The organism is Arthrobacter sp. GW822-FHT05G07 (genome assembly GCF_058799755.1).
Window position 1 is genome coordinate 195,782 of record NZ_JBXALT010000009.1, and the last position, 12,943, is coordinate 208,724.

At 64.7% G+C, this 12,943-nt stretch carries 10 protein-coding genes; 3 read left to right on the forward strand and 7 right to left on the reverse strand.

Annotated features, from left to right (window positions below):
* Positions 1 to 226: 226 nt before the first annotated feature.
* Positions 227 to 1,168, reverse strand: coding sequence for a carbohydrate ABC transporter permease (locus AC1RJY_RS16705; protein WP_498602765.1), 942 nt, complete (start codon positions 1,166 to 1,168; stop codon positions 227 to 229).
* On the reverse strand, positions 1,161 to 2,105 hold the full coding sequence (locus tag AC1RJY_RS16710; protein WP_011775935.1) for a carbohydrate ABC transporter permease: 945 nt from the start codon (positions 2,103 to 2,105) through the stop codon (positions 1,161 to 1,163). The genes AC1RJY_RS16705 and AC1RJY_RS16710 overlap by 8 nt, the downstream gene beginning before the upstream one ends.
* A 220-nt stretch (positions 2,106 to 2,325) precedes the next feature.
* Between AC1RJY_RS16710 and AC1RJY_RS16715 the strand changes: the two genes are divergently transcribed.
* From AC1RJY_RS16715 to AC1RJY_RS16725, 3 genes are read left to right on the forward strand one after another with little or no spacing between them, the layout of a single operon-like run.
* Positions 2,326 to 3,708: an acetylxylan esterase gene (locus AC1RJY_RS16715; RefSeq protein ID WP_498602766.1), complete on the forward strand. Its 1,383-nt coding sequence runs from the start codon at positions 2,326 to 2,328 to the stop codon at positions 3,706 to 3,708.
* A complete protein-coding gene (locus AC1RJY_RS16720; protein ID WP_498602767.1) occupies positions 3,705 to 5,753 on the forward strand; it encodes a DUF6807 family protein in 2,049 nt (682 codons plus the stop codon). The genes AC1RJY_RS16715 and AC1RJY_RS16720 overlap by 4 nt, the downstream gene beginning before the upstream one ends.
* Positions 5,750 to 6,859 carry a M24 family metallopeptidase gene (locus AC1RJY_RS16725; RefSeq protein ID WP_498602768.1) on the forward strand — a complete coding sequence of 370 codons (1,110 nt, stop codon included), beginning with the start codon at positions 5,750 to 5,752 and terminating at the stop codon, positions 6,857 to 6,859. The genes AC1RJY_RS16720 and AC1RJY_RS16725 overlap by 4 nt, the downstream gene beginning before the upstream one ends.
* 102 nt (positions 6,860 to 6,961) lie before the next feature.
* Here the strand turns inward: AC1RJY_RS16725 and AC1RJY_RS16730 are convergent, their stop codons facing one another.
* From AC1RJY_RS16730 to AC1RJY_RS16750, 5 genes are read right to left on the reverse strand one after another with little or no spacing between them, the layout of a single operon-like run.
* Positions 6,962 to 8,413, reverse strand: a complete 1,452-nt coding sequence (locus tag AC1RJY_RS16730) for an aldehyde dehydrogenase (NADP(+)) (RefSeq protein ID WP_498602769.1) — start codon at positions 8,411 to 8,413, stop codon at positions 6,962 to 6,964.
* Entirely contained in the window at positions 8,394 to 9,554 is a 1,161-nt protein-coding gene (locus AC1RJY_RS16735; protein WP_498602770.1) for a mandelate racemase/muconate lactonizing enzyme family protein, read from the reverse strand. The genes AC1RJY_RS16730 and AC1RJY_RS16735 overlap by 20 nt, the downstream gene beginning before the upstream one ends.
* Positions 9,554 to 10,459: a 5-dehydro-4-deoxyglucarate dehydratase gene (locus tag AC1RJY_RS16740; protein ID WP_011775941.1), complete on the reverse strand. Its 906-nt coding sequence runs from the start codon at positions 10,457 to 10,459 to the stop codon at positions 9,554 to 9,556. The genes AC1RJY_RS16735 and AC1RJY_RS16740 overlap by 1 nt, the downstream gene beginning before the upstream one ends.
* Positions 10,456 to 11,460 carry an NAD-dependent epimerase/dehydratase family protein gene (locus AC1RJY_RS16745; protein ID WP_498602771.1) on the reverse strand — a complete coding sequence of 335 codons (1,005 nt, stop codon included), beginning with the start codon at positions 11,458 to 11,460 and terminating at the stop codon, positions 10,456 to 10,458. The genes AC1RJY_RS16740 and AC1RJY_RS16745 overlap by 4 nt, the downstream gene beginning before the upstream one ends.
* Positions 11,461 to 11,490: 30 nt before the next feature.
* Positions 11,491 to 12,903: a Gfo/Idh/MocA family protein gene (locus tag AC1RJY_RS16750; protein ID WP_498602772.1), complete on the reverse strand. Its 1,413-nt coding sequence runs from the start codon at positions 12,901 to 12,903 to the stop codon at positions 11,491 to 11,493.
* Positions 12,904 to 12,943: the final 40 nt, after the last annotated feature.

Consider the following 12,943-nt stretch of genomic DNA (forward strand, 5'->3'; position numbering starts at 1 on the left):
TCTTGATGCGAACTGAGAAAGCGTTTTCTCGTTGGGATTTATGATACAAGTCACAATCTTGTATTACAAGATGCAACTTGCCTTGATTGGTGAATAGCTCGACGGCGGTACTCGCCTAAGGCGCGGCGCATACCGGAGGGCCAACATAGCCGGAGGGCGCGCCCACCGGAGGGGACGGCACCCGCCGCCCCCTCGTGACGTGACGCTCGTGGCAGTAACGATGGATCTACTTGATGCCCGTGGTGGCAATGCCCTTGATGAGGAATCGCTGGCCGAAGAGGAACACCAGGAACACCGGGAGCAGGGACACGATGGACATCGCGAAGAGCGATCCCCAGCTGGTTGCCGACTGCGAGTCGACGAAGGCCCGCAAAGCTACGGGGACGGTGAACATGTCCGGGTCCGTGAGGTAGATGAGGGCACCGAAGAAGTCGTTCCAGGTCCAGATGAACGTGAAGATGGTGGTGGTGGCCAGGGCCGGGACCATCAGGGGCAGGATGACACGGAGGAAGATCCTGGGGTGGCCGGCACCATCAATGCGTGCGGCTTCGTCGAGGTCCTTGGGGATGCCGCGGATGAACTGGACCATGAGGAAGACGAAGAATGCGTCCGTCGCAAGGAGCTTGGGCACGATGAGCGGCCAGAAGGTGTTCACCCAGCCGATCTGCGAGAACAGGATGTACTGGGGCACGATCACCACGTGGAACGGCAGCATGATGGTCAGCAGCATGATGCCGAAGAACAGCTTCTTGCCGCTGAACTGCAGGCGGGCGAAAGCGTAGGCGGCCATGGAGCAGGAGATCAAGTTGCCGAGAATCGAGCCAAGGACCACGATCGCGGAGTTGACCATGTAGTGCCCGAATGGGTGGGTCAGCGCTGACCATCCATCGGTGTAGTTGCTCATCTCCAGGCTCTCCAGCCACAGGCCGGGTTCGCGGAAGATGAGGTCGTTGGGGCGGAGGGAGGAAACCACCATCCACAGCAGCGGGTAGATCATCACCGCGCCCACGATGATCAGGATGGCGTGCTTGACCAGGCCTTTGATGCGGGCGCTGCGGCTGAAGGCCAGGCTGCCTGGTGATTCGCGGCGTCGGGGGCTCTTGCCGGACTTGCCGTCCTTTCCTGCGGAGGTACCGGAGGCGGCGGGGAGGGTTTGGAGTTTAGTCATCGTAGAACACCCAATACTTTGAAGCGATGAAGTTGATGGCGGTGAAGACGCCGATGATGACCAGCAGGAACCAGGCCATCGCTGAGGCGTAACCCATGTCGAACTGGCCGAAGCCCTTTTGGTAGAGATACAGGGTGAAGAACATGGTGGAGTCGGATGGGCCGCCGTTGCCGCCGGAGACGATGAACGCCTGCGTGAACGACTGGAACGAACCGATGATCTGCAACACCAGGTTGAAGAAGATGATGGGGCTCAGCATCGGGAGGGTGATCCGCCAGAACTGCTGCAGTGTGGTGGCACCGTCAACCTTCGCGGCCTCGTAATACATCACCGGGATCTGGCGCAGGCCGGCCAGGAAGATGATCATCGGGCTGCCGAAAGTCCAGACGTGCAGCAGGATGATGGAGCCAAGAGCGGTGTTGGGGTCCGAGATCCAGCCTGGACCCTCAATGCCAACCATTGCCAGGATCTGGTTGACCAGGCCGGTGGTGCCGAAGATCTGCTTCCACAGGATGGCAACTGCCACCGATCCGCCCAGCAGGGACGGCAAGTAGAAGATGGACCGGTAGAACGGAAGGCCGCGCAGGCCTTTATCCAGGACCAGTGCGATCAGCAGGGCCACACCCAACTGAAGGGGTACACCCACCAGTACATACGTGAAGGTGACCCGCAGCGAGTTGTGGAGACGGGCGTCGCCGAACATGCGGATGAAGTTATCCAGCCCCACCCATTCCGGCGGCTGCAGGAGGTTGTAGTCCGTGAAGGACAGGTACAAGGACATGAGCATGGGTCCAACAGTGATGGCCACCAAGCCCACCAACCACGGCAAGAGGAAGATGTAGGCGGCCTTGTTGTCGCGGCCGTTTGCTTTCTTCTCTTCCTTGGTCATGGGGCCCTTGCGACGGGTCATGGTGGAGAGTTCGCCTATGGCGCTCATTGTTTCCCCCTCGCCGGAGCGCGAACGCCTTGCGGCGTCCCCGTGCGTAGTACAGCGGCCATGTGGTCTCCTTTGGTCATCGTGGCCATCCACGGAGTTCGAGTCTTGGTGGTGCTTGCCGTCCGGGATGCAGCCGATCTGCTGGCGCTACCCCCTGAAGGCCTGGATTTAAGTCCGGGCGATCAGCGGCTCCGTATCAAAGTAAACGTTTTCTTGACCCTTGTACAGCCTTTTGCTAATTTTTGAGAAAGCGTTTTCTTGCGAAACCGCCCACATCGATTTCCCCACGCTGAAGAAGCCCGGCGTGCGCTACCGCACACCCTCCCGCATCGATAAGGCAGGACACTATTGTTTCCCACCGACTACGCCTGCCATGAGCGGGGCTGACATGGCAGATTCGTCCTCCCGGCCCAGTGCGCTGGCCAGGTACGAGGACTGGCCCTGCTACGTGGGACGACGCCACGTGGCTGAGTCCGCGGACGCCCAGCAGCTTGCTGACACACTCGGAGTTCCTGCCGTAATAAGCGAGCTTCCGTACACCGTCCACTCAGAAAATGAGCACGACGGCGTCATCACCACGCACTTGTCCTGGCAGTTGGGTTTCGGGCCGAAGACATCCGCATGGTTGGTGCGTCCAGCCGGCGTTACCGGTCCGCTGCCGGGGTTGCTCGCCCTGCACTGCCACGGCGGCATCAAGGCCTATGGCGCCCAGCGGCTGGTGTCGTTCCCCCGTAGCCTGGAAAACCGCGACGACGTGACCTCCTCGGCGGTCGCCTCCGGTTCTGCGTCGCATGCGTTGCCGCCCCTCGATGTCAGGGCAAAGCTCTATGGCGGCCGGGCACTCGCCACATGGTTGGCTCAGCAGGGTTTCGCCGTCCTTACGCACGACGCTTTCATGTGGGGTAGCCGAAGCTTCGGACTCGAACCCCTTCCCTGGCGGGCTGCCAACGCAGTCAGCGGCCAGCAGGCACTCTGGCGGGAGGCCGGCGTCGAACCTTCCGCGGCGGAACAGTACAACGCAGCGGCTGCCGCCCACGAAGAAACCGTGGCGAAAGCCGCAACGCTGATGGGGACCACCGTTGCCGGGACCGTGGCGCATGACGACCTCGCAGCCTTGGGCATCCTTGCCTCGCTGCCGGGCGTGGATGCGGATCGGCTCGGTTGCTTGGGCTTCTCCGGCGGCGGTGGTCGGGCGCTGGTGCTCGCTGCCCTGAGCCCGCTGATCCGCAGTTACGTGGTGACGTGCATGATGACTACCTTCGCGTCGCTCCTGCCCGCCTACCTGGACGCACACTCTTGGTTGCTGCACACCCCCGGGCTGGCCAAGCTGGGGGATTGGCCGGACCTGGCCGCGCGTTCCAGAGCCAAGGTCCTGGTTCAGTACGGCCTGGCGGACCAGCTTTTCCCCGAACAGGGAATGCGTGATGCCCACAACCGCCTCCTGGAGCGCCTGCCTGCCCGCTACACCGGGAGCTTCTGGCAGGAGCCCCACGTTTTCACCCCAGCCATGCAGGACGAGGCAGCGGCCTTCCTCACCGCCGCCCTGCAGTCCCGTCCAGCTACCAGTACCCCCGCACCTGCTCCCGCTAGGACAGCCTCATGACACAACCCTCGATCGCCACCACAGCGGAAGGCAACGCCCGGCTCCCCCGCATCGCACTGGTTGGCGTGCACGGTTTCGGCGAACGACACCTCCAAAACCTTGCCCGCCTCAGTGCTGACGGCGCCCTCGAACTGGTGGCGGTGGCCGATCCACAACCCCCGGCGGGCGGGACGCTCGGCTCCGACGTGGAGGTCTTCGCTTCCCTCGACGAGCTCCTGGCTGCGGGAACCGCCCCGGATGTCGTCATCGTCTCCACACCCATTCAAACTCATGCGCCGCTTGCCCTCGCCGCCCTCAAAGCCGGGTCCAACGTCTACCTGGAAAAGCCGCCGGTGGCGTCCATGGCGCAATACGAGGACCTCATGGCGGCGGCCGCGAGCGCGGGCCGGTTAGTGCAGGTGGGCTTCCAGAGCCTGGGTTCAGGGGCCCTTCCCGCAATAGAGGCTCTGGTGGCATCCGGCGACATCGGAGACGTCCGCGGCATCAGCGCCACTGGGCTGTGGCTGCGGAACAAGGCGTACTTCAAGCGCTCCCGTTGGGCCGGCAAACGCAGCCTCAATGGGACAGATGTGGTGGACGGGGTAGCCACCAACGCCTTGGCGCACGCTGTGGCAACCGGGCTGCGGCTTGCCGGTGCCCGGACCGTGGCGGACGTTGAATCCGTGGATACCGACCTTTACCGGGCCAACGACACCGAGAGTGACGACACGTCCGTGGTGAGGGTCCGGACCGCGGGAGGTATTGTGCTGACCTGCGCCCTGACGCTCTGCGCGCCTGTGCAGTCCGCGCCGTCAGTCACGGTCTACGGGACACGGGGGCAACTCACCCTTTTCTACACCGAGGACCGTCTGGAGATCACAACCCCGGACGGGACGCGAAGCGAGACTTTCGGGCGAACAGACTTGTTGGAGAACCTGATTGCTGCCCGCACGGAAGAGGATCTGCTCAGCCCGCTGAGTGGTGCCGGCGCTTACGTGTCCGTGCTTGAAGCCATTCGCACAGCCGACTCGCCCCGGCCGATCCACCCTGACTTCGTCACATGGGAGGGCGAGGGAGACTCGGCCCATCCCGTGGTCCACGGCATCGAATCCCTGATCAAACGTGCAGCGCTGGGCCAAGCCACGTTCGCGGAGCTCGGAGCGCCCTGGACTGCATCCGGCGGACCCACCCTGGACATTCACGGTGTACCCGTCGCTACCCTCCAGGACGGAAACCACATCCGGGCAACGTCGTCGCCGCGGCCCTACCTCCACCCCGTGCGCACCCTTGCAGGCACTGTGGTCACCGATCACGTCCCTGAGGACCACGTGTGGCACCTCGGAGCTGGCGTCGCCCTCCAGGACGTGGACGGCATCAACTTTTGGGGTGGGCGGACCTTCACCCGCGAGGCCGGGGCCTATGTTTGGCGCAAGGACCACGGCCGAATCGTCACCGAATCCGCGGAGCACTCTGACGGTCAGCGGCGGGAACAGCTGAGCTGGCTGGCACCGGACGGAACACCTGTCCTCCGCGAGCAGCGCGAGTGGGGCTGGGCTGCCGTCGGACATTCCGCATGGAAACTGACGCTGGACTTTACGCTGGAGTCCGCCACCGGACGCACCGTGCTGCTGGGCAGCCCCGGTTCCAACGGGCGTCCGCTGGGCGGTTACGGCGGCTTCTTCTGGCGCTTGCCCAAAGTCAGCGACGCCACCATCTGGACCCCGGACGCGCGCGGCGAGGACGCCGTGCACGGCAGCGTGGCGCCGTGGCTGGCATGGTCCGGGACGTTCGACGCCGGAACCTCGGGCGCCGCACATGTCACCGGCGACCCCGGGCTGGGACACCCCGCAACACTCGTCTTCCTCGCGTCACCGCAAGCCCCGGACCCGTGGTTCGTGCGGCATTCGGGTTATCCCGGCGTCGGGCTATCGCTGGCGTGGGACGCCCCAGTGGCCGCCGACCCCGCACACCCTGTCCACAGGTCGGTGACCGTGCTCATCACGGACGGCTTCCTGGCAACACAAGACATTGAACAGCTCATGACTACTTTGGGGGAAACGGCATGACCACGCCTACTCAATTCACAACACCCGCCACAGCCCGGACAGCACCCGGCAACGTTGCCGACCGGACAGTAAAGCGCCGGCGGGTACTGGACATCCTGGACGCTGCGGGTCGCGATTCGCTCCTGCTGACATCCAACACGGCCCTCACCTGGTACCTGGACGGCAGCCGCGTGCACATCAGCCTTGCCGGTGACCCCATCGCGGCCCTCCTGGTGGACCGTTCCGGCGACCACCTGGTCACGTTCAACAACGAGGCCGGACGGATCACCGCAGAAGAATTACCGGACGGCGTCAGTTTGGACACCGTTCCATGGCATGGACAGTTGCACGCGGCAGCGGCCGGCCTGGCAGTGGACGGCAACCCCTTGGTTGAAGCGGCCGTCACGTCCGAACTGCGTGCGGCCCGGCAACAACTCTTGCCGGCCGAGGCAGCCCGTTATGCAGCGCTATCCGCCGACGCGGCGAACGCCATGACCGATGTCCTCACTGCTGCGACCCCGGAAACCACGGAGTTTCAGCTGGTGTCGGAGCTGGCTGCCCGTATTGTCGCGGTGGGCGCCGAGCCGCTGGTCCTGCTCTGCAACGGGGCCGGCCGGAGCGCCTTCCGGCACCCCCTGGCCACTCACTCCCCCATCGGCCGCCGTGCCATGGCGGTGGTGTGCGCCCGCCGCAACGGGCTGGTTGCCAATGTGACCCGTTGGGTAGCGTTCGACGCCGGCACTCCCCAGGAGCTCGACGCCGAGGCCCGCATCGCCGCTGTTGAGGCGGACATTTTCCGGGCCACGGTTCCCGGTGCGAAGCTCAACGAGGTCTTCACTGAGATTAAGCTGGCCTATGCCCGGCATGGCTTCGGCGAGGACCAGTGGACGCTTCACCACCAGGGCGGACCGGCCGGTTATGCGGGGCGGGATCCCCGGGTCACTGCCGAGGTCACGGACACCATCGTCCTCAACCAACCCTTCACGTGGAACCCGTCCGGGCCCGGTGTGAAGATCGAAGACACTGTGCTGCTCACGGATTCCGGCCTGCGCGTCCTGACCACAGACCACCGCTGGCCGACCACCCAAGTCGACGGCCGCCGTCGTCCGCTGACGCTGCGCCCGTAACTCTCGCACCCAGCGCGAAAGGGGCGGGCCACCGTGATGGTGACCCCGCCCCTTTCGTGTATGCCTACCCAGCTGAGTCGCAGTTGGGTGCGGCTGGGTGCGCTAGCCGAGCGTCAGCACGCCGTCCACGCGCCGCGGGATGCCCAGCGGGTTGGCGTCGTGCAGTGCCGGGTGCAGCACAGTCTCCGGAGCGTCCTGGTAGGCCACCGGGCGCTGGAAGCGGCGAACCGCCGTAGCACCCACGGAGGTGAACAGGGATGTGGTGGCCGGGTACGGACCGCCGTGTTGCTGTGCCCAGTTCACGGCAACACCAGTGGGCCAGCCGTCGAACAGCACCCGCCCGGCCAGGCCGCTAAGTTGCTCCACCAAGGCGGACACGTCTTCACCCGGCTGGGCGTGCACCGTGCCCGTGAGGCTGCCTGGAACCTTCGCGAGGGCCGCGGACAGTTCGTCCTGGTTGGCATACTCGATGAGCAGCGTAGTTGGACCAAAGCACTCCTCAAGGAGTTCTTCGGGACGTTCCAGGACGTTCGCGGCACTCGTAGAAAACACCACGGGCGCGGCGCCGTCCGCCAGGCTGTCCTGCTCCACCGTGCCACTCACGACGGCGACACCCGGCTGGTCTGCGACGTTACGGAGCCCATCCGGATAGGCTTCCGCGATGCGCTCGGTGAGCATGGCCGCCGTTGGCTTGTCCTTGCTGGCCTCGGCGAGGTGCGATGCGAAGTCCGTGCCTGCCGGGATGAACACCAGCCCGGGTTTGGTGCAGAACTGTCCGGCGCCCATGGTGAACGAGCCGGCCAATCCCGCGGCGAGCTGCTGGCCGCGTTCCGCGAGGGCGTCCGCCGTGATGACCACGGGGTTCAAGCTGCCCAGCTCACCGTAGAACGGGATGGGTTCCGGGCGGGACGACGCGAGGTCGAACAATGCGCGTCCGCCCGGGATGGAGCCGGTGAAGCCCACGGCCTTGATGGCGGGGTCCTGAACGAGTGCCGTGCCGGCCTCGCGGCCGCTGACCAACGCAAATGTGCCCTCCGGGGCGCCGGCTTTGGCCAGGGCTTCGCTGACAATCTCAGCGGTCCGCTGGGACAGGCGGAGGTGTCCCGAGTGTGCTTTGACTACCACCGGGCAGCCAACGGCCAGCGCGGACGCGGTATCGCCTCCTGCCACGGAGAACGCGAACGGGAAGTTCGACGCCGAGAATACGGCTACGGGGCCGATCGGTCGCAGGATGCGGCGCAGGTCTGGCTTGGGCGGAGTGGAGGAAGGGTCGGCGTGATCAATGACGGCCTCAAGGTACGAGCCCTCCGTGATGACGTTTGCGAACAGCCGCAGCTGTCCACTGGTCCGCGCTACCTCGCCTGTGAGCCGGACGGTGCCAAGGCTTGTCTCGGAATCGGCAATGGCCACCAGTTCAGCCACGTTGGCGTCCAGGGCGTCGGCGACGGCGGTCAGCCAGGCTGCGCGCTCGGCGTCGGACGCTGCTGCGGTCACCTTTGCAGCTTGAGTCGCGGCGGCCGTGATGGCTGTCAGGTCAAGAGTTGCTGTACTCAATGAGGTTTCCTTTGTTCTCAGAAGCGGAGTTTTCAGAAGCGGTACTCCCTGGGGCGGACTGCTTGCCGGTAAAGTCGAAGCCGAGCCCTTGACGGCCTGTGCTGCTGAGCAGGCTTCTGCCGGTATTGTTGCTGATCCGAACCGGCGAGGGGCCGGCCAGGATTCCGAGCTGCTCGAACGAGGCATCCTCCACGTCTTCCACGCTCACGGCTTCCGCCAGGGTCAGCGCCAGCTGCCCCGAGAGTTCCGGAAGCAGGTGCGGCGCCACCCTGATGCTGTTGGCGCGAGCCAACTCAACGATCCTTCGGAACGGCGTAATGCCGCCCACCCGAACGATGTTGGGCTGGATGATGTCCACGGCTTCGGCTTCGATGAAGTCGCGGAAGCGGTAGATGGTGTGGACGTTCTCACCCAAAGCAATGGGCACGGGCGAGTGCTTGCGCAGGCGCCGGTAGGCCCAGAGGTCGTCGGCGCGGATCGGTTCTTCCAACCACTCCAGTCCGTACTCCCCCAAAACATCCAAGGCACGGAACGTGTGGGCGAGGTCCCAGCGTTGATTGGCGTCGATCATGAGCAGCCGATCCGGGCCGATGACCTGCCGGACAGCGGCAACTCGTTCGGCGTCTTCCCGAAGCTCGGGCTTGCCCACTTTGATCTTCACCGCGTTGTGTCCTGCAGCAACCCATCGCTGAGCCTGCTCCACCAGCTGTTCCACGGTGTAGTGCAGGTTCACGCCGGAGCCATACACCTCCACTGATTCTTGGCGCTGACCCAAGAGTCCTGTGACGGATGTACCAGCTTGCCGGGCCTTCAGGTCCCAGAGGGCAAGGTCAACACCGGACATCGCGATGGTGGTCAGGCCGCCACCGCCGGCCTCGTGAAGCCTCTTCCAGAGCTGGTCCCACACGATCTCCGCGTTCGCTTCCAATCCGAGGATGAACGGTGCGATGTCGTGATCCAGGAGGGCCTTCACCGCGTGGGGACCAATGGTGGGCGTCCACGAGAAGCCGTGGCCCGTGCCGCCGTCGTCCGTGGTCAGTTCGGTGACAATCACATGGTTTTCGGGCGCCTCAGCACCCCAGCTGCGCAGCAGCGGGACCGTGATCAGCCGGGTGGTGAGGCCCGTAATGCGGGCCGGCATCAGCTGCCGGCCAGCTCGTGGCCCTTGGCCAAGATGGACTTGAGCTCCAGCAGCTGCTCCTCGGTGGGGTCCACCAGAGGCGGCCGGACCGAACCTACGGGGAGCCCGGCCAACCGCAGCCCGGCCTTGATGAGGGAAACGCCAAAGCCCGGCGTCTGGTCACGAAGACGGACCAACGGAGCATAAAAACCTTCAAGCAAGGCGTGGCGGCGTTCCTCGTCACCGGAAACGTAGGCGTCGTAGTAGGCCTTGGCGATCTCCGGAGCCATGGCGAACGCTGCCGAGGAATACAGCGGGATGCCGAGGCCACGGTAGGCACCCTGGGTCAGTTCGGCCGTCAGCAGGCCATTGAAGAGTGCGAAGTCGGTGCGGCCGCTGGCGTTGATGGCGGACACGATTTCCTGCGCCAAACCAACGTCGCCGATTCCATCCTTGAAACCAACCACCTTCGGGTTGGCCGTGAGGCGTGTGATGGCATCGGCTGTGAACTTCGCGGTGCCACGGTGGTAAACGATCACGGGCAGGCTGCTCGCGGCAGCAATGGCTTCGACGTAGGCCACCACACCGTCAGTGGGGCCGGTGACCAGGTACGGCGGGAGCACCAGGAGGGCGTCCGCACCGGCTTCCTCGGCAACCTTGGCCGCCGCGATGGCGTGACCCAAAGGACCCCCGGCACCCGAAACTACCGGGACGGCTCCCGCGACGGCCTCGACGGCGGCAGTCACCACGGTGCGGATCTCATCGATGGACAGGGCGTGGAACTCGCCGGTGCCGCACGCGGGGAACACGCCGCCCGGACCGAACGGAAGCCGGGAGGTGATGTGCTCCTTTAGCAGCGCCACATCTACGGTGCCGTCTTCGGCGAAGGGAGTGACGGGGAAGAACAGTACGCCGTCGAAGTTCATGGTGTCTCCTTGGTTGCTCCAGCCGGGACCAGCCCGGCGTGGTTCTCGTCGTTGAGTGCTGCTTGGGTTTCTTCTTCAGATGCTGTGTCTTCGCCCTCGAATGGCGGCGTAAGTTCGGTGCGCCACGTGCGCTTAGGCTCCCAGCCCAGAATTTCCCGGGCCTTATCGATGGAGAACGCCGGGCTGGTGCCGGTCAAGTGCTCGGTCAGGGGGCCGCTGCCAGGCAGGAACCGCGGGAACAGTTCCGCCAAAGGCGCCGCGGCCAGAGCATCCTTCGCGCCCACGAAGAACACCTCGCCGTTGGGGATGGAGTCCATCTTTTCCAGCAGCACGTCCAGGAAGTCAGCTACGTCCCGCGCGTCCACGTAGTTGAACAACGCCGGAGCGGAAAGCGCCGGATCCTGCAACCGCTCACGCACCGTGTGCCCTTGCTGCGTCAGCGCCCCTTCCCACTCCTCCGGGGAGATCACGTAGCACGGACGGAACGCCGCGTACCGAATTTTGTTGCCCTGAGCGGCAGCGAACATCTGCACGGTCTGCTCCGCGATCAGCTTGGACAGCGCGTAGGCGTTCCACGGCTTGGGGGGCGTCTGCTCGTTCAAAGGGAACGACGGCGGCAGCCACCCCGCCGGTGAGCCATAGCCCAGGGCGGTGGGGCTGCTTGCCGTCACGATCTTGGGGACACCGGCGTCGGTGGCCGCGCTGACCACGGCATAGGCGAGCCGAGTGTTCGTGCTGAAAATGACGTCCTCGGGTGCGCTGAAAGGCACAGCGATAGCAGCGAGGTGGATAACGGCGTCGGGCGTTGTTTCGCGGATGAGCCGCTCCGCCTCCCCCGGCGCCAAAAGATCTGCGGTGAACTGCTCGGCCCCGGCCGGCAACAGCTCCGCCGGAATGGCGTCGCGGTCAACCGAAATCACCTTATGGCCTGCCTCCGCGAGTCCGGCCACAACGCTGCGGCCGAGCCTGCCGGAACCACCGGTGACGAAAATCCTGCTCATGGTCTTTTCCTTGCTTGAGGTAGTGAACGGTCAGGCCTGGCCGCGGCTGAGATCAGCGCCGAGGCCAAGTTCACTGATGCGGACGGGAAGATCGGTGTCCAGGGACTGGTTTCCGGCGATACCCACCGACACAGAGCGGAGGCCGTCGATGTAGCCGGAGGGGCGGCCCAGCGGGTCAACGCCCGGGCCGTTGAACAGGTCCGAAAGGAGCAGGTTGTCGCCGCCGCCGTGGCCGCCTTCGCCGTTGATGATGGGAACTTCGTACGCAGCCTCCCAGTGGCGCTGAACCACCAGGCGCTCGCCGTTCCGGCGCACGGCGTCCTCTTCCTCGATGGGCGTCGCGCTGGGGTCCACCACAGTTTTCTTGTCGGTGCTGGATTCGACGGCGGCGCGCTCCACCACTTCGAGTTCCGCACGGCCTTCGGTGCCGTTGACGGTGACGCGATAGCCTTCCCACGGGCTGTGGGCGTTCAGCGAGTAGCTCAGCGTGGGTCCGCCCTGATAGTCCACCACGAGGGCAAGGTTGTCCTCGATGGTGATGCCCTCCGTGAAGACATCCTGGTCGCGGATGTAGCCGTCGAACTTCTCATTGTCGTAGTACAAGGCCTTGAGGCGCTCGTCTTCGCGCATGTCCAAGCGGAACGGATCGTGCTCAAGGCCGTCAACGGTGCCACGCTCAGGACGGGCACCCAAGCCACGCTCTGCAGCGTTCTTGTCGCCGTAGAACCGCAGGCCACCGGAAGCGAAAACGCGCTCCGGGACGTCGTTGATCCACCAGTTGACAAGGTCGAAGTGGTGGGAAGCCTTGTGGATGAGCAGGCCACCTGAGTTCTTCTTTTCACGGTGCCAGCGGCGGAAGTAGTCAGCGCCGTGCACCGTATCCAGCACCCAGCTGAAGTCGATGGACGTAACCTTGCCGATCACGCCGTTCTGGATGACTTCCTTCAGCGCGGTGTTGCGCGGCGAGTAGCGGTAGTTGAACGTCACCACCACGTTTCTGCCGGTCTTTGCGACGGCGTCGGTGATGCGGCGGCAGCCGTCGACGTCGATAGTCAGGGGCTTTTCAACCACGACGTCGGCACCCGCCTCGAGCGCTTCAACGATGTAGTCCGCGTGGGTGTAGTCGGGCGTCGTGACAATGACGCGTTCGATGTCATTGGCCTGGATGAAGCTGGTGAGCTGGCCAGGTTCGAAAGAAGCCACCGGCTGTGTTCCGCCGAGTTCCTTGATCAAGTCCTGATAGAAGTCCACACGGCCCTGGTTGACGTCGGAAAGCGCAATAAGTTCTGCGACGTCTGAATGCTGTCCATAGATGGCCCGGATGTACATCTCCGAGCGGCCGCCGGTTCCGATGAGGGCTATGCGGGTCCGGTTGGAGGCCTGGGGCTGGGCGGTGGTTGCGGCAGATTCGGTCTGGGTCTCGGTTGAGTCGACGTTGACCATGTTGGATGCCCCTTTCAGAAAGGCAGGAGTGAACCGCTTG